A 17,824-nucleotide genomic window follows, 5' to 3' on the forward strand; every position below is an offset into this window, starting at 1 on the left:
GCAATTATAACTTTTTTGACCAATACTTTGCTAAAATAGGCCCTGTTATATTATGAATGAAACTAAACACTGCGCCTGGTACTGCTGCAATTGGATTAAAATGCAATGCTGCTAATGACACAGCTAAACCAGAGTTCTGCATTCCAACTTCAATACTGACTGCTTTTTGATCTTGTCGATCTAATTTTAAAAGACGAGCTAACCAATATCCAATCGTATACCCTAATACGTTATGTAAAATAACTACTAAAAATATTAATAATCCTGTAGTTAAGATTTGGTGCTTACTGCCACCTACAACTATTGCTAAAATTAATGAAATAGCAACAACTGATATAATTGGCAAAGCTGTAGAAGCTTTTTCAGCAATTTTACGATTAATAATTTGCAAAACAATACCTAAAGCAATTGGAATTAATACAACTTGAACAACTGACCACAACATACTCACGAAAGATACTTCCAACCATTCATTTGCAAATAGATATATTAACGCAGGTGTAACGAATGGCGCTAGCAACGTAGAGACCGTCGTAATAGAAACAGAAAGTGCTACGTTAGCTTTGGCTAAATAACTCATTACATTACTTGATGTCCCACCCGGACAACATCCAACTAATATTACGCCAACAGCAATATCAGGTGGTAAATGAAAAGACTTTGCAATTATAAATGCTAATGTGGGCATAATACTGAATTGTAGACAGACACCAATAATTACTGCTCTAGGTGCTTTAAAGACCATTTTGAAATCATTAGGTGTAATTGTTAATCCCATACCTAACATAACAATACCAAGTAAATAAGGTACCCATTTACCTAATGTCGCAACATGTTGTGGGAAAATAAATCCAATAACAGCTGCTACTAACATCCATACCAAAAAACTCTTCGTGGCAAATATACTCAATTTTTGAAACATTGTTAACACATCCTCGTCGATAATATTGAAAAATATTACCATAAGACCAGTAAGGTTACAATTACTTTTCTGAAAATTAAGATTATTTAGTCATTCTCTTCTTATTGCAAATATTTTATCACTGATAAACAATTATTTTAAACTTCATTCAAAAGTCTTAGTGAATAAAGAAAAAAAGCGTGGTAAAATCAACTTGAACAAAATTAAGTCACCTTTATAAATATTAAACGTGTATTTAATGCCATGTATTCCTCGGGAGGTCCTCACATGTTAATTGATAAATTCGAAACATACATCATCAACATCGCCGGTTTAAATGACCGTACTACTAGAAAAAAATTAAGTAAGTTATGCAAAAGTGTACAATTTTGTGATGCGTTGCAATTCTCAATAAACAAACAGTTTAATCAGTATGTATTAGAAATTAGCTTACCAAAGCAACAACTTCCATACTTCATTTCATTTTTAAGTTTTCATCAGTATAGTATTTTCCAAGTACTTTCACCAAAGAAAATAAATGAATTACTTGATTCTGATAATTTATATCAATCTGCAAAGCGTTTCGATATCAATATTGATGGCTTGCAAGATGCTTTCATTAAAGACAAAGTCATCGATATTATGAATATGTTCCAAAATCACACTGATATCACTTATACGTTGAATAAGTCTCATGCACATATTATATGTACGCCAGAAATATTTGCTAAATTGTTACATACGATTGCAACTAGAAATATCGACATTCTATCTGCCAATTATAGATCGTCATCTATGAGCAAAGCTCGTATATCATAATAAAAGACACATCTATACGATGATCATTTACAATGATTGCGTATAGTGATGTGTCTTTTTTTGTATTATTTATCTTCGGACGATTGATCCTCAACCATTTGTTCAAATGCTTCACGAACTTGTGGTACTGTCATACCTACTACAACTTGGATACTCTTACCACTCTTTACTAATCCGTGTGCCATTTGTTGATGCGTGAAATATTCCGTATCCGCAACTTTACTTTCATCATAAACAGTTAAGCGTAATCTTGTTGTACAGTTAGTAACATCTTTGATATTTTCTTTGCCGCCTAAACCGTCGAGGTAATACGCAGCTTTGTCTTCGTATTCATTACCTGTTGAAGCACGTTTAGAATCTACGCTATCACCTTTTTTATTTTTGTAATCTTGCTTAGAAAATAATTTAACTTCCTCTTCTGTTTTCTTACGTCCAGGTAATGGAATATCAAATTTCAAAATTAAGAATCTGAATAAGAAGAAGTAAATCGCTACAAATATCAGACCGATAATAACTTGTGCAACATAAGTACCCCAATGTTCTTTACCTAATGGCAACCAGTTTGTTGAAATAAAGTCTAACAAGCCACCACCCATGTTACCTACAACACCAAATGCGTACATTAAAGTATCCATTGATGCTGCTAAAACTGCGTGTAAAACAAATAAGTATGGTGCGATGAATAAGAATGTAAATTCTAATGGCTCAGTAATACCTACAACGACTGCTGTTAATGTTGCAGGAATAAGTAATGCTGCTACTTTTTTACGATTTTCTTTAGGTGTCGTAGCATACATTGCTAAAGCAATACCTAAACATCCAAATACTTTCCCATTTCCTTGAAGCATAAAGCCATAAGGGAATTGCTCTTTTAATGGCTTAGTACTCTTAGCAAACTCATTTAAATGTTGTAACCATTCAGCTTTCAAGCCGTGATTGACTACTACTGGTCCAACTTCAATTGGTGCATAAATAAAGTGATGTAATCCTGTTGGTATTAATACACGTTCTAAGAAGTGGTACAGCCAAACACCGATATAGCCTGAAGCGATGATAAAGTGTTGCATTGAACCAATACCGTGCTGAACAGTTGGCCAAATAACACAAGTAATTGCTGCTAATGGTAACATCACAAAAAATGAAATTGTAACCACAAATGTTAAACCTTGGAATACACCAACCATTTCTGGTAATCGTTTACTATAGTATCTATTGTGAATCCAAGTAATAATAGCTGAAATAATAATACCACCTAGAATATTCGTATCCAATGTGGCAATACCTGCAATTGATTTTAAACCAGGTACATTTTCAACGCCTTTTTCTAAATTAGCGCCAAACGTATGTGGCCATTGCGTTAAAATGGCATTTATAAATGTATTAAACATTAAGTAACCCATCAATGCTGCAAGTGCTGCATGACCTGGTGCTTTTTTAGCTAAAGAAAGTGGTAAACCTACAACAAATACAACTTCCATATGCGTAAAAATAACCCAGCCACCAGATTCTATCACTGACCAAAATTTAAACCAAAACGTATGTTGATCTGCTAAACTCCCCATGATTGTAGGATTTTTAAATAATGTCGCAAAGCCAAGCACTATCCCAAAGAAAGCGAACATTAATACCGGTACAATCATTGCACTACCGAAACGCTTTATCGCATTCATCTTCTATTCCCTCCATATCATCTTTCCTAACAATACATCTAATTAGATTCATTTATAAATAGATGTCTTACTATTTAAATATAATATATAGTAAACGCTTACACACCTACAACGACATTGACGTATTTTGAAAGTATTTTGTATAATCAGATTATCTTTTCATATAGTGAAAATTTTTTCACGACCTTATATATGACATCGTTGTATTTGTAATACATTCGTTTTAAACGCATAATCAAACCTATATCAATACACAAATATATATAATGACATACAAGATTTTAATGTAATAACGATCTATCACACATTTATTTTCAAGGAGGTTGAATATGTTTTTAGATGAACACATTAATCGAAACTTTGATAAACTTAATGATAATGATTTACATATCGCTCACTTTATCAATACACATATAGATGAATGTAAAAATATGAAAATACAAGATTTAGCGCAATTCACACATGCCTCGAATGCAACCATTCACAGATTTACACGCAAATTAGGTTTTGACGGTTATAGTGATTTTAAATCGTACCTTAAATTTGAAAGTAATAAGACACACCAATTACCTTCTAACTCTATCGATAGTTTCAAACAAGAAATCGATAGTACATTCAGTTATTTAGAACGCGTTGATTACCAGCTTCTTACTGAAAAAATGCATACAGCTTCAACAATATATTTGTATGGTACAGGGCGTGCACAGTTAAACGTTGCTTCAGAGGCACAGCGTATATTGTTAACGTTACATAATCATGTCATTGTACTTCATGATGAACATGAACTTAAAATGATTTTGAACAAGAGTGAACCTAATGATTTATTCTTTATTATTTCATTATCAGGTGAAACACATGAATTATTAGAAGTAACAAACTTGCTTCAACTTAGACAAAAATACTTTATTTCTGTTACTACAATGAAAGATAATACCCTTGCTCAAAAAGCAAATTACAACGTCTATGTATCCAGTAACACATTCTACTTAACTGATGGTACAGACTATTCTAGCTTCATCAGTTATCATATATTCTTTGAAACACTTGTAAGAAAATATAATGAGTATTTACTACATAATGATATCTCAAATTAGAAAAAAGGAAGTTATGATTTAATGGCCTTGAGCCTATCATAACTTCCTTTTATCATTTTATTGTTGTGTTGATGTTTCGATAACGTGGTACATCTTATCAAACATCAATTCGAAACCATGCACCATGGCATCATGATATTCTTTTTTCTTTTGCTTGTATTCTAAATTAGTAAATCGTCTTTCTTTTTCAACTAATGAACGATAATAAAATAGCATTTGGGTGCCACCTGTTTCACGTTCAAAAAATTCTACCTCAATGACATCTTGTGTTTCACTTAGTCCAGGCATACCGATAGTCATCTTAACGTATTCATCCATAACTAAAGATTCATAAATGCCTTCAATCACATTTACTTTGCCATTACGTTGTTGATCTACAATACGATATTTACCGCCTTCTTTAACGTCCGCTTCAATCTCTTTATTCGTTCTGGCTGATGTCATAAACCATTGTTTCAACAAATCTTTCTTTGTCCAAGCTTCGTATACTAACTCTGGAGAAAATTTATAAAGCTTTTCAATTTCAACTTCGACATGTTCATTCTCTACATTAAATTTTGCCACTGTTGTCCACCCACTTTCGCTCTTACTTTTATTTTAACGTATTTTTGCTCAGTTCCAAACATAGATGATCATCATTTTTAAAAGATTAGCGTTATACGGTGAGTACAACATGATCTGTTAATATAACAAGCCACCTTACTTGGCTACATCGATATATTGTTAAGCATTAATGTTTCATTTCTTGACTAGTGTTCTTTTTTAGCTTTGGAAAATTAAATAAAATCGCAATAAGTCCGCATACACCTAATAATATAGGATAAATGCTGTATGGGAATAACATTAACGGTGAAATACCAGCTACACCAGCCGCTGAAATGACTTGCGGGCTATATGGTAATAAACCTTGGAAGCAGCCTCCAAATATATCAAGAATACTTGCTGATTTCCTTGAATCTACATCATATTCATCTGCAATATTTTTAGCTAAAGGACCTGACATAATAATAGAGATGGTGTTGTTTGCCGTGGCAATATCTGCGACACTTACCAAACTCGCAATTCCTAATTCTGCGCCACGCTTTGATTTCACTTTAGAGCGAACAAATTGCAACAACCATTCAATACCACCATTGTGTTGAATAATACCGACTAAACCACCAATTAGCAACGCAATCATAGCAATATCTTCCATGCTTATAATACCTTTGGACACTGCATCTAGTAGCCCCATCCAACCGAATGAACCATCTATGAGACCAATGATTCCGGCTAATAATGTTCCGCCAATCAATACGATAATGACATTTACACCTAATAATGCTAATACCAATACTAAAATATACGGTACAACTTTAATTAGATTATAATCATAGCTTTTAGCATGATTTAAAGAAATGCCATTCGTTAAGAAATACAGAATAATAATCGTTAAAATAGCACCTGGCAATACAATTTTAAAGTTTACTCTGAATTTATCTTTCATTTTCGTATGTTGTGTTCTAACCGCAGCAATTGTTGTATCTGAAATCATTGATAGATTATCGCCGAACATTGCACCTCCAACAACTGTAGCCATTGCTAGCGCAGTTGGTACATCTGTCGCTTGTGCAAATCCGTAACCAACAGGTGCTATTGCAGCAACAGTCCCTACTGACGTCCCCATAGATATAGAAACAAACATACAAATCACAAACAATCCTACAATAATTAAATTTTCTGGGATTAATGATAGTCCTAAATTAACTGTCGACTTTACGCCACCCATTTTTTCAGCTGTATTTGAAAATGCACCTGCTAAAATAAAAATCAACATCATTAAAATAATGTTTGAATGGCCTGCACCTTTCGTGAAGACCTCAACTTTTTTAGCAAATGATTCTTTTCGATTCATTAATAACGCCACAATTACCGTTATCGTAATTGCAACATTTAATGGCATTGAAGTAAAATCACCTGTGATAATACCTACGCCTAAAAACAACGCCACAAATAATAACAAGGGGAATAATGCCCAAGCATTGCTCTTTTTATGTACTTCCATCCTTTTTACCTGCTTTCCAATTAAAAATACCTCTTTCTCACAAACGATGAAGAAAGAGGTTTTCATGTGCTTTACCTGCTTATCTTCAAACCATTACGGTTACTGGAATTGGCACATTCGAGATGTTGCCGAGGCTTCATAGGGCCAGTCCCTCCACCTCTCTAGATAAGTGATGCTTATTTACGTTTACGTTACAAGATAATCCTTAGTACGTCAATCATAAATTAATCAGGAGTCGTATAATATTTTTCATAAACAATCATTGCTACTGTAATAATAATCAAAACAATAATGCTAATAACAAGTAAAAGCCACCATTTAAGCATTAATGCAATAAAAATGAACACGATAGACACACTTACTAATATTAATGATATGACTTTAAATTGCTGAACACGTTGCTTGGAGATGACTTTCAACTGTTTGTTTGATAGACGCGTATTTTTTATACTGATTCCCAGTATATTTTCTAATATTTGAACCAATACGATAATTATTGCAAATATAATAATTGGTAAAACATCATAGCTCCCTATAGTTAATGTATAAATTACAAATCCAATGTAAAGTAACCCTGAGACAAAGGATAAAAAGTATGCGACGTATTTGTTAAACTTAATGATATGCTTTTTAACGTTTTGATGTGTAAACCATACATTCGAAACGATCGCAACTGCTACAAATAATGTGAATACTATATATAATGGTAATTTTTGTTCAGGAAAAACAGTCGCTATTCCAAAAGCTAATGCTAAAATCAAAAATAATATAGCTCTAGATACTATTAATGCCATAATAACAACCCCTTTGTTTAATATCGAGTTTGCAAATTTACGTTTATCAGCGTTTCTATGATCAGTACTTCTACGGGTAGCGTTTCTATGTAATTTACATCATCTTAACATATAAATACTTCGCTATTTAATTGAAAACATATCCTATTATTCTTTGTCCGTTCTGACGTTTAATATCTAGCCTTAGGCATTTCACTTGTTAATGAATTTAACTTTCTTCCACTAACCGTCCCTAAACCCAATCCCGCAACATTTTTTAATTTTTTCGTTGTTGTCCTGACATCCTCATTAAGAAAGTTTATTCTGCTTAAACCTTATAATCCACACCCTGAGCAAACGCTCCTTATGACAGAGTATTAAAATAAGCCGATAAAGATACACACCTTTACCGACTATTTAAAATACACTTCACCAATTCATTTTAATTTAATGGATTGAAGTAACTAAATTAATATTATGTTGTTCAATTAAAAGCTTCATACAACCCTAATCTATTTGCACTCCACCGCTAACACCGAACACTTGTCCAGTTGTATAACTTGATTCTTCTGACGCTAATAGCACATAAGTTCCACATAACTCAACAGGTTGACCTGCACGACCTAAAGGTGTTTTTTGACCAAATGTTGGGATTTTACTTTGAGGTTGTCCACCAGAAATTTGTAATGGTGACCAGAATGGACCAGGCGCTACACAGTTCACTCTAATTCCTTTTGGTCCTAATTCTTCTGAAAAACTTTTAGTTAATGAAATAATTGCTGCTTTTGAAGCGGCATAATCATGAAGAATAGGACTAGGATTATAACCTTGTACAGATGATGTCGTTGTAATTGACGCACCCGGTTTTAAATATTCCAATGCTTTTTGAACTGTCCAAAATAGCGGATAGACATTCGTTTCAAATGTTTCTGTAAATGCCTCAGTTGTAAATCCATGAATATCATCATGATACTGTTGATGTCCAGCAACTAAAGTAACATTATCTAAGCCACCTAATTGTTGATATGCTTGTTCAACAAGGTCATAGTTGAACTGCTCATCTCTTATATCACCAGGAATTAACACTGCCTTTTGACCACTTTCTTCAATCACTTGGCGTACTTCTTGTGCATCTTGTTCTTCACTCGGAAGATAGTTAATCGCTACATCTGCACCTTCTTTAGCATACGCAATTGCTGCTGCACGCCCTATTGCTGAGTCACCACCTGTAACTAACATTTTATAGCCTTGTAAGCGTTGATGACCTTGGTAAGACGTTTCGCCACAATCAGGTGCTGGCGTCATTTCAGATTGTATACCCGGTACCTCTTGTTCTTGTTTTTCATAATCCGTTGTTTTAAATTTTGTTCTAGGATCTTGAGCTGCCATTTTTTAACATCTCCTTATTCGCTTAATGGTTATTATTTACCCAATCTTCCTAGGAACTTAATCATGATTACACTAAAAATTACTTTCTTCTTTATAAAAACAAGCTCGAATTACTCATGCAATAGTCTCTTTACAAATTCAACAAAATACTCAGGTACTTTTTCCAGAATCCTTTCATCCGGTTTATATTGAGGGTGATGTAAATCATATTCACTATGAGAACCAATTAACGCAAATACACTTGGAAAATGTTGACTATAACCTGAAAAATCTTCTCCAATCGTAAGCGGCTGTTCCATCATTTCCACCTTATATCCAACATGTTGAGCTACTGCAATTGCTTTATGCGTCAATGCCTCATCATTCATCACAGCGCCAGGTAAATGTGTATAATTTAAATTAATTTTCATATTATATGCTTGAGCCAATCCGTCCGCAATATCTTGTAATCGTGTTTCTACAAGCTTTCGTACCACAGGATCAAAACTACGCACTGTGCCTTGTACATACGCATGATCAGCAATGACATTCCAAGTATTACCACATGATATTTGTCCAATTGTTACTACCGCTTCATCAAACGCAGATAGATTTCTACTAACTATGGATTGAATACTATTAATCAATTGCGCCAACACAATAACTGGATCGTTGCATTGTTCTGGCTTTGCAGCATGACCACCCACGCCTTTAATATGAAACTCAAAGCGATCTACTGCTGATGTAATTGCCCCTGTTTTGATTGCAAATGTACCTACCGAACGCGATGGGTCATTATGAAAACCCAATACTGCTTGTACATCTTTTAATGCATCTGTTTCAATAATTTTAAAAGCGCCATGTCCTAGTTCTTCTGCTGGTTGAAAAATGAATTTAACACGCCCAGTAAGAGTGCCCTCAATTTCTTTTAATTTTACAGCCGTAGCCAAAATACTAGCCATGTGAATATCATGACCGCACGCATGCATAACACCTTCATTTTCAGATTTAAAATCCTGTTCAACAAGCTCTTGAATCGGTAAAGCATCAATGTCAGCCCGAACAGCTATACCACTCAGACCTTGTCCCACTTCAGCAACCAGCCCAGTCATAAGCGGTAAGTCTAATATTCTAATATGATGTTCTGTTAAAATATCTTTAATTTTTTGTGTAGTCTTAAATTCTTTATCGGATAGTTCTGGAAATTGATGAAAATACCTTCTCCAGGTAACAGCTTGATCTTTTAATCCCATCGGTCATTCCCCTTCCTTAAGTCAATGATATGTTGTCTACCCTACGATGATCATCTTTGACTATTAAACGATGATTTCACAACAATGTACTCTTGTTAATTACTTTCGCTAATGATAGACAGTTGTTTAATAATATCGTAACACTGTTGTCAAACTATTCTAACTTTTATAATTAAGAATCTATACAAAAACGTGTTCTCGGATAAACTTGTTTTTACAAACCATAAAAGCTCTAAACATTAGTGTAAACCAATGCTTAGAGCTTTCTAATTATTTTATGCTTTAAAAGATAATGTGTTATCTACGATGACCTTACCGTCTTTAATAACTTTTTCTGCGTGATTGATACCAAAATGATATGGAATATATTCATGATTTGGTGCATCCCAAATTACTAAATTAGCCTTATCACCTGTGTTAATTGTACCCGCGTTAATGTCTATTGCTTTAGCAGCATTGACCGTAACAGCATTCCAAACTTCATTAGGTGATAGCTTTAATTTCAAGGCTGCAATCGCCATAACAAGTTGTAAGTTGTTTGTGACACTACTACCAGGGTTATAATCAGTTGCTAATGCAATCGCACCGTTATTGTCTAGCATGCCTCTTGCATCTGCATAATCTTCTTTACCTAAATAGAACGTCGTTGCAGGTAAGAGGACAGCTACAGTATCACTATTTCGCAACTTTTCTTTTCCTTTATCACTAGAAGCTACTAAGTGGTCTGCTGATATTGCTTGTTCATCAATTGCTAATTCCAGTCCGCCTAACGGATCAATTTCATCCGCATGTATTTTCACTTTAAAACCTGCTTCTTTGGCTTTTTGCATATAATGTTGCGATTGTTCTATTGTAAATACACCTGTTTCACAGAAAATATCCGCAAAGTCTGCATATTGTTTTACTTCCGGAAGTAACGCAATCATTTCTTCTAAAAATGCCTCATTTGAACTTGCCTCTTTAGGTACAGCATGAGGCCCTAGGAAAGTATGTTTTATGTCTAAATCATATTTCTCAGCTAAACGATTAGACACTTTCAATTGCTTCAGTTCATTTTCTCTATCTAATCCATAACCACTCTTACTTTCAACTGCAAGCACGCCGTGTTTAATCATAGTAAGCAAATCATGCTCTGCTTTTTTAAACAAGTCATCTTCGGATGTTTCTCTAGTAGCATTAACGGTAGATAATATGCCACCACCCATTTCTAATATTTCAAGGTAAGACTTACCTTGACGTTTTAATGACATCTCATGTTCTCGAGATCCACCAAATGTTAAATGGGTATGTGCATCTACTAATGCTGGGGACACTACCTTCCCACTAGCATCAATCGTCTCAGTCGCATCGTAGTCATCTGTATGTGTTCCAGCATATACAATTTTGCCATCTTTAATGACAACTGTACCATTTTTCACAACATTTAATTCATCTAATTCCTTACCCTTCAAAGGTTTATCTGTTGATCTCGGTAAAATTAATTCTGCTATATGATTAATTATTAAATCATTCATTACTTATCACCTGCTTTATCAATCATTGGAATATGAATACCTTTTTCTTTAGCTGTTTGAATAGCGATGTCATAGCCAGCATCAACATGTCGGGCAACACCCATACCTGGGTCAGTCGTCAATACACGTTCCAATCTTCTTTCAGCACGCTCTGATCCATCTGCTACAACAACCATACCCGCATGAAGTGAATATCCCATGCCAACACCGCCACCGTGATGGAATGAAATCCATGAACCACCTGCAGCTGTGTTAATGAGTGCATTCAATACAGCCCAATCACCAACCGCGTCACTACCATCTTTCATACTTTCTGTTTCACGGTTAGGACTAGCAACTGAACCAGCATCTAAATGGTCTCGTCCAATAACAATTGGTGCTGAAATTTCACCGTCACGTACAAGACGATTTAAAGCTAAGCCCATTTTCGCTCTTTCTCCATAGCCTAACCAAGCAATACGTGATGGTAGTCCTTGATATGAAATTTTTTCTTCAGCTAAATCAAGCCATCTTAATAACTTTTCATTTTCTGGGAAAAGTTTGCGCATTTCTTCATCCGCACGCTCGATATCTTTTGGATCACCACTCAACGCAGCAAAGCGGAATGGCCCTTTACCTTCACAGAATAATGGTCTAATGTAAGCTGGTACAAAGCCTGGGAAGTCAAAAGCATTTTTCACTCCGTTATTGAAGGCTACTTGACGAATATTGTTACCATAATCAAATGCTACAGCTCCACGTTTTTGGAATTCAAGCATTAATTCAACATGCTTTGCCATTGAAGCTTGTGACAGTTCAACATATTTTTTCGGATCTTTTTCACGCAATACTTTCGCTTCTTCTACAGAGTATCCTTGTGGCACATATCCATTTAGCGGATCATGTGCACTTGTTTGGTCAGTAATAATGTCAATTTTAAATCCTTTTTCTAGAATCGCTTGATGGATGTCTACAGCATTTCCAACTAACCCGATTGATAATCCTTCTCCACGTTCTTTCGCCTCTTCTGCTAATTTTAATGCTTCATCTAAATCAGCTGTTTTAACATCACAGTATTTCGTATCAATTCGCTTATCAACACGTGTTTCATCAACATCCACGCAAATTGCTACCCCATGATTCATAGTAATTGCTAACGGTTGCGCACCACCCATACCACCTAAACCTGCTGTCAGTGTAACAGTGCCTGCTAAATCTCCATTAAAGTGTTGATTACCTAGCTCGGCAAATGTCTCATAAGTACCTTGCACAATACCTTGAGAACCAATATATATCCAACTACCGGCTGTCATCTGTCCATACATGATGAGTCCTTTTTTATCTAATTCATTAAAATGATCCCAGTTTGCCCATTCAGGTACTAATACTGAATTTGAAATTAATACACGTGGCGCTTCTTCATGTGTTTTAAATACAGCAACTGGCTTTCCTGATTGTACTAACATTGTCTCATCTGATTCTAATTCTCGTAACGTTTTCTCTATTGCTTCAAAAGCTTCCCAATTACGTGCTGCTTTTCCAATACCACCATAAACAACTAAATCTTCTGGTCTTTCAGCAACTTCTGGGTCTAAATTGTTGTATAACATTCTAAGTACTGCTTCTTGTTCCCAACCTTTACACTCAATACTCAAACCTTTTTTTGCTTGAATTTTTCTCATAAAATTCGCTCCTGTTCTTTTTAGAAGTTAATTCCACTAAATTTAAAACGCTTACATTATTATCTTCAATATTCATTATAGTATGTTAAAATATAGCCAACAAATATAAATAAACTAATTATCCATAGCTTGAATCTATAAATAAAAGGAGCAAAACACATGAAAATTATTCAGTTAGAATACTTCTTGGCTATCGTGAAATATAATAGTTTTACTAAAGCTGCACAATTTTTACATATTAGCCAGCCATCTTTAACTGCTACGATTAAAAAAATGGAAGCAGATTTAGGTTATGACTTATTTACACGTTCAACAAAAGACATCAAGATTACCGAAAAAGGAATACAGTTTTATCGTTATGCGAGCGAATTAGTTCAACAATATCGATCCACGATGGAAAAAATGTATGATTTAAGCGTTACATCAGAACCAAGGATAAAAATTGGGACTCTTGAATCTACGAATCAATGGATTGCGAATTTAATTCGAAAGCACCATTCCGACTACCCTGAACAGCAATATCGTTTATATGAAATACATGATAAACATCAATCTATAGAGCAATTACTGAATTTTAATATTCATTTAGCTATAACAAATGAAAAAATAACCCACGAAGATATAAAATCTATTCCATTATATGAGGAATCTTACATTTTATTAGCACCCAAGGAAACATTTAAAAATCAAAATTGGGTAGATGTTGAAAATTTGCCACTCATATTACCAAACAAAAATTCTCAAGTGCGCAAACACTTAGATGACTATTTTAATAGAAGAAATATTCGTCCAAATGTCGTTGTAGAAACAGATCGATTCGAATCAGCAGTTGGATTTGTTCATCTCGGCTTAGGTTACGCTATCATTCCGAGATTTTATTACCAATCATTTCACACGTCTAATTTAGAATATAAAAAAATTCGTCCAAACTTAGGCCGAAAAATTTATATCAATTACCATAAAAAACGCAAACACTCCGAACAAGTACATACATTCGTACAACAATGCCAAGATTATTTATATGGACTTTTAGAGGCTCTTTAACTTAAGTTATTAGAGCCTCTTATGCAGTTGCGTAGTCAACTGTATACCTTTCGCCTTTAACTTAAGTTATTAGAGCCTCTTATGCAGTTGCTCAGTCAACTGTATACCTTTTGCCTTTAACTTAAGTTATTAGAGCCTCTTATACAGTTCTTCAGTCAACTGTATACCTTTCGCCTTTAACTTAAGTTATTAGAGCCTCTTATGTAGTTGCGTAGTCAACTGTATACCGTTTGCCTTTAACTTAAGTTATTAGAGCCTCTTATGCAGTTGCGTAGTCAACTGTATACCTTTCGCCTTTAACTTAAGTTATTAGAGCCTCTTATGCAGTTGCTCAGTCAACTGTATATCATTTGCCTTTAACTTAAGTTATTAGAGCCTCTTATGCAGTTGCGCAGATCATCGTATAAAAATTAATGACGTCATTTCAAAAATCGATACAAAAATAATTTATTATAAAAATTCTAAGAAAGAAGTGAAGCAGATGTTAAAATCTATTAATCATATATGCTTTTCAGTCAGAAATTTAAACGATTCAATACATTTTTATAGAGATATTTTACTTGGGAAATTGCTGTTGACTGGTAAAAAACTGCTTATTTTGAGCTTGCAGGCCTATGGATTGCTTTAAATGAAGAAAAAGATATACCACGTAATGAAATTCACTTTTCATATACACATATAGCTTTCACTATAGATGACAGCGAATTTAAATATTGGCATCAGAGATTAAAAGATAATAACGTGAATATTTTAGAAGGAAGAGTTAGAGATATTAGAGATAGACAATCAATTTACTTTACCGACCCTGATGGTCATAAGCTAGAATTACATACTGGCACACTTGAGGACAGATTAAATTATTATAAAGAGGCTAAACCACATATGACATTTTACAAATAAGGCGTCATTATAAAAAGGCCTCTTGAACTCCGTTAAAATTTTAATTAATGATTATATAATAAGAGAACTTTTCAAACAATACAGTTGTTATTTTTGCTATTTCAACAAACATAAATAAGCAGTAAGATGACTACAACTTAAGAGTCTTCTTACTGCAATTATTTTTCAAATATATCAACGTTAATATAACTTCTATTAAGAAATACTCACATTCTGCCCTGCAATGCAAATCTCGTCACATATAAATATTTTTAATTATTTTAAAAAATGATGCACTAAATTAGCAACGAGCTTCGCAGTTCTATTGTCAGCGTCATATGTTGGATTCATCTCAGCAATACTAACTGAAGACACCTTATCACTTGGAATAATACGTTTTGCTAATTCAAGAACAGTATGTGGATACAAACCTAACACTGCCGGCGCACTTACCCCAGGCGCAAACGCACTATCAATGACATCCATACAAATCGTAAACATAATGACATCATGTTCATGTACAAAACGTTCAATCATATCTTTAATTGTTGGTGATACGTGACTCAACAATTCATCTGCAAAGACATAAGCAATCTTTTTCTCTTTAGCATAATCAAATAAACTTTGCGTATTACCACCTTGAGCAATACCAAGCACTAAATAATCTGTGTTTTCATCTTCTTCTAAAATTTGTCTAAAGCTCGTTCCAGATGTAGATTGTTGTTCAGCACGTGTATCAAAATGCGCATCAATATTTATCACACCAATAGATTGTGTTGGATAGACTTTACGTGTTGCCAAATATTGAGCATACGCAATATCATGTCCACCACCTAATAAAAATGTTTGTCTATGATTAGCAATTGACTTCGCTGCAAGCATAGCAAATTCTTTTTGAGTATCAATTAATTCCTCATGATCATGATAAACATTTCCGTAATCGACTAAAGTTTCACATTGATTCAAATCCGGCAAACCTGCAAATGCTTGTTTAATCGCATCTGGTCCTTCTTTTGCACCAATGCGCCCCTTGTTTAAAGCAACACCTTTGTCAACAGCATAGCCTAATATACCGACCCCTGATGGCATACTACTCTTTTCCAGCTTAGACAAATCTTCAAATGTTACTGTTTGAAAATGTCTAAATTTTTTCGGGTCTGTTTCACTATCTAACCTTCCAGTCCATAAATTTGGTTCACCTTGCTTGTACACAGCATTTCCCCCTCTTATTTATGTGGCTTATTAACAATTAAAGTATAACGTATAGGAAATTTTGAATTCAATTCATAGTTAAATCCGTATCTTAAAAATACTTATCTACATTACTTTTACCCCTATTTTCTATGTAATAACGAATACTTAGCTGATTTATGTTAATAAAATACGTCAAGACTATTACATTTTCATTAATATTGACATAGACAATTTATCTCTCGGCTTGTAATATGTATAATTGTTACTAAAAGATATTTTGCTTGTTACCTAATGGAGGTTACATATAATGAAGAACAATAAAATTTCTGGTTTTCAATGGGCAATGACGATTTTCGTCTTCTTTGTCATTACAATGGCGTTATCCATTATGCTCAGAGATTTCCAGTCTATAATTGGTGTCAAACACTTTATATTTGAAGTTACAGATCTAGCACCATTAATTGCTGCAATCATTTGTATACTCGTTTTCAAATATAAAAAGGTCCAACTTGCAGGTTTAAAATTCTCAATCAGCCTGAAAGTAATTGAACGTCTATTGCTAGCTTTAATTTTACCTTTAGTTATTCTAATTATTGGTATGTACAGCTTTAATACATTTGCAGATAGCTTTATTTTATTACAATCAACAGGCTTATCAGTACCTATTACACACATTCTGATTGGACATATTCTGATGGCGTTCGTAGTAGAATTCGGATTCCGTTCATACTTACAAAATATTGTTGAAACGAAAATGAACACGTTCTTTGCAAGTATTGTTGTTGGTTTGATGTATTCAGTTTTCTCAGCAAATACAACTTATGGTACAGAATTTGCTGCTTATAACTTCCTTTATACATTCTCATTCTCTATGATTCTTGGTGAATTAATTAGAGCGACTAAAGGACGTACAATTTATATTGCAACGACATTCCATGCTTCAATGACATTCGGACTTATTTTCTTGTTTAGCGAAGAAATCGGCGATCTATTTTCAATCAAAGTCATCGCCATTTCAACAGCAATCGTTGCAGTAGGATACATTGGTTTAAGCTTAATTATCCGAGGTATTGCATATTTAACAACAAGACGAAATCTTGAAGAACTTGAGCCTAATAATTATTTAGACCATGTCAATGACGATGAAGAAACTAATCATACTAAGGCTGAAAAATCTTCTTCAAATATTAAAAATGCTGAAAAAACAGGTGTAGCTACTGCATCAACGGTCGGTATTGCTAAAAATGATACTGAAAATACAGTGGCTGACGAACCAAGCATTCATGAAGGTACTGAAAAAACAGAACCTCAACATCACATAGATAATCAAACTGAATCTAATCATGATGAAGATCATGACATCACTTCGGAGTCAGTAGAATCAGCAGAATCAGTTAAACAAGCACCACAAAGTGACGATTTAACAAACGATTCAAATGAAGATGAAAAACAATCATTAAAAGAACCTGCGACTTATAAAGAAGACAGACGTTCATCAGTTGTAATTGATGCAGAAAAACATATCGAAAAAACTGAAGAACAATCTTCAGATAAAAACAAATAATAACAAAGCGCTTGCTAGTACCTCTTAAAAAGATGATGCTAGCAAG

General features: G+C 34.1%; 14 protein-coding genes, 1 pseudogene and 1 riboswitch. Of the genes and pseudogenes, 5 read left to right on the forward strand and 10 right to left on the reverse strand.

The window, feature by feature from the left end; all coding sequences use genetic code 11:
* Positions 1 to 4: 4 nt before the first annotated feature.
* Positions 5 to 922 (reverse strand): bile acid:sodium symporter family protein, encoded by a 918-nt coding sequence (locus KI230_RS11665; RefSeq protein WP_000486816.1) that lies wholly within the window; start codon positions 920 to 922, stop codon positions 5 to 7.
* A gap of 267 nt (positions 923 to 1,189) precedes the next feature.
* Between KI230_RS11665 and KI230_RS11670 the strand changes: the two genes are divergently transcribed.
* Positions 1,190 to 1,720: a hypothetical protein gene (locus KI230_RS11670; protein WP_000904065.1), complete on the forward strand. Its 531-nt coding sequence runs from the start codon at positions 1,190 to 1,192 to the stop codon at positions 1,718 to 1,720.
* Between the two features lie 65 nt (positions 1,721 to 1,785).
* On the opposite strand, the gene KI230_RS11675 is transcribed toward KI230_RS11670, so the two are convergent.
* Positions 1,786 to 3,390: an alpha-glucoside-specific PTS transporter subunit IIBC gene (locus tag KI230_RS11675; protein ID WP_000991504.1), complete on the reverse strand. Its 1,605-nt coding sequence runs from the start codon at positions 3,388 to 3,390 to the stop codon at positions 1,786 to 1,788.
* A gap of 329 nt (positions 3,391 to 3,719) precedes the next feature.
* Here KI230_RS11675 and KI230_RS11680 point away from each other — a divergent pair, with 329 nt between their 5' ends.
* Positions 3,720 to 4,484, forward strand: a complete 765-nt coding sequence (locus KI230_RS11680; RefSeq protein WP_000477989.1) for a MurR/RpiR family transcriptional regulator — start codon at positions 3,720 to 3,722, stop codon at positions 4,482 to 4,484.
* Between the two features lie 57 nt (positions 4,485 to 4,541).
* Here KI230_RS11680 and KI230_RS11685 read toward each other — a convergent pair whose 3' ends face one another.
* From KI230_RS11685 to hutU, 7 genes are all read right to left on the reverse strand, one after another.
* A complete protein-coding gene (locus KI230_RS11685) occupies positions 4,542 to 5,048 on the reverse strand; it encodes an SRPBCC family protein (protein WP_001051556.1) in 507 nt (168 codons plus the stop codon).
* Positions 5,049 to 5,214: 166 nt separating this feature from the next.
* Positions 5,215 to 6,528, reverse strand: coding sequence for a Na+/H+ antiporter NhaC family protein (locus KI230_RS11690; RefSeq protein ID WP_000451834.1), 1,314 nt, complete (start codon positions 6,526 to 6,528; stop codon positions 5,215 to 5,217).
* Positions 6,529 to 6,604: 76 nt separating this feature from the next.
* A riboswitch (SAM riboswitch) is annotated at positions 6,605 to 6,700 on the reverse strand.
* A 52-nt stretch (positions 6,701 to 6,752) separates the two neighbouring features.
* Positions 6,753 to 7,322 carry a hypothetical protein gene (locus KI230_RS11695; protein ID WP_045178362.1) on the reverse strand — a complete coding sequence of 190 codons (570 nt, stop codon included), beginning with the start codon at positions 7,320 to 7,322 and terminating at the stop codon, positions 6,753 to 6,755.
* 486 nt (positions 7,323 to 7,808) lie between these two features.
* Positions 7,809 to 8,690, reverse strand: coding sequence for an SDR family oxidoreductase (locus KI230_RS11700; RefSeq protein ID WP_000730034.1), 882 nt, complete (start codon positions 8,688 to 8,690; stop codon positions 7,809 to 7,811).
* A 110-nt stretch (positions 8,691 to 8,800) separates the two neighbouring features.
* Positions 8,801 to 9,922, reverse strand: a complete 1,122-nt coding sequence (locus tag KI230_RS11705) for a M20 peptidase aminoacylase family protein (protein ID WP_045178360.1) — start codon at positions 9,920 to 9,922, stop codon at positions 8,801 to 8,803.
* Between the two features lie 275 nt (positions 9,923 to 10,197).
* Positions 10,198 to 11,436, reverse strand: a complete 1,239-nt coding sequence (gene hutI, locus KI230_RS11710) for an imidazolonepropionase (protein WP_045178358.1) — start codon at positions 11,434 to 11,436, stop codon at positions 10,198 to 10,200.
* Entirely contained in the window at positions 11,436 to 13,097 is a 1,662-nt protein-coding gene (gene hutU / locus KI230_RS11715; RefSeq protein WP_001226823.1) for a urocanate hydratase, read from the reverse strand. Before hutU ends, hutI begins: the two co-directional genes overlap by 1 nt.
* Positions 13,098 to 13,256: 159 nt before the next feature.
* Here hutU and KI230_RS11720 point away from each other — a divergent pair, with 159 nt between their 5' ends.
* On the forward strand, positions 13,257 to 14,141 hold the full coding sequence (locus tag KI230_RS11720; RefSeq protein ID WP_000691833.1) for a LysR substrate-binding domain-containing protein: 885 nt from the start codon (positions 13,257 to 13,259) through the stop codon (positions 14,139 to 14,141).
* A gap of 481 nt (positions 14,142 to 14,622) precedes the next feature.
* Positions 14,623 to 15,041: pseudogene (gene fosB, locus KI230_RS11725) on the forward strand (FosB/FosD family fosfomycin resistance bacillithiol transferase).
* Between the two features lie 255 nt (positions 15,042 to 15,296).
* Here the strand turns inward: fosB and hutG are convergent.
* The gene (gene hutG / locus KI230_RS11730; protein WP_000277964.1) at positions 15,297 to 16,232 is read right to left on the reverse strand and encodes a formimidoylglutamase; all 936 of its coding nucleotides are present in this window, start codon (positions 16,230 to 16,232) and stop codon (positions 15,297 to 15,299) included.
* 289 nt (positions 16,233 to 16,521) lie between these two features.
* Between hutG and lyrA the strand changes: the two genes are divergently transcribed.
* Positions 16,522 to 17,778, forward strand: a complete 1,257-nt coding sequence (lyrA, locus tag KI230_RS11735) for a lysostaphin resistance protein LyrA (RefSeq protein ID WP_000794455.1) — start codon at positions 16,522 to 16,524, stop codon at positions 17,776 to 17,778.
* Positions 17,779 to 17,824 lie beyond the last annotated feature (46 nt).

Origin of the sequence: Staphylococcus sp. MZ3 (assembly GCF_018622755.1) — a bacterium.
Taxonomy (GTDB): domain Bacteria; phylum Bacillota; class Bacilli; order Staphylococcales; family Staphylococcaceae; genus Staphylococcus; species Staphylococcus aureus.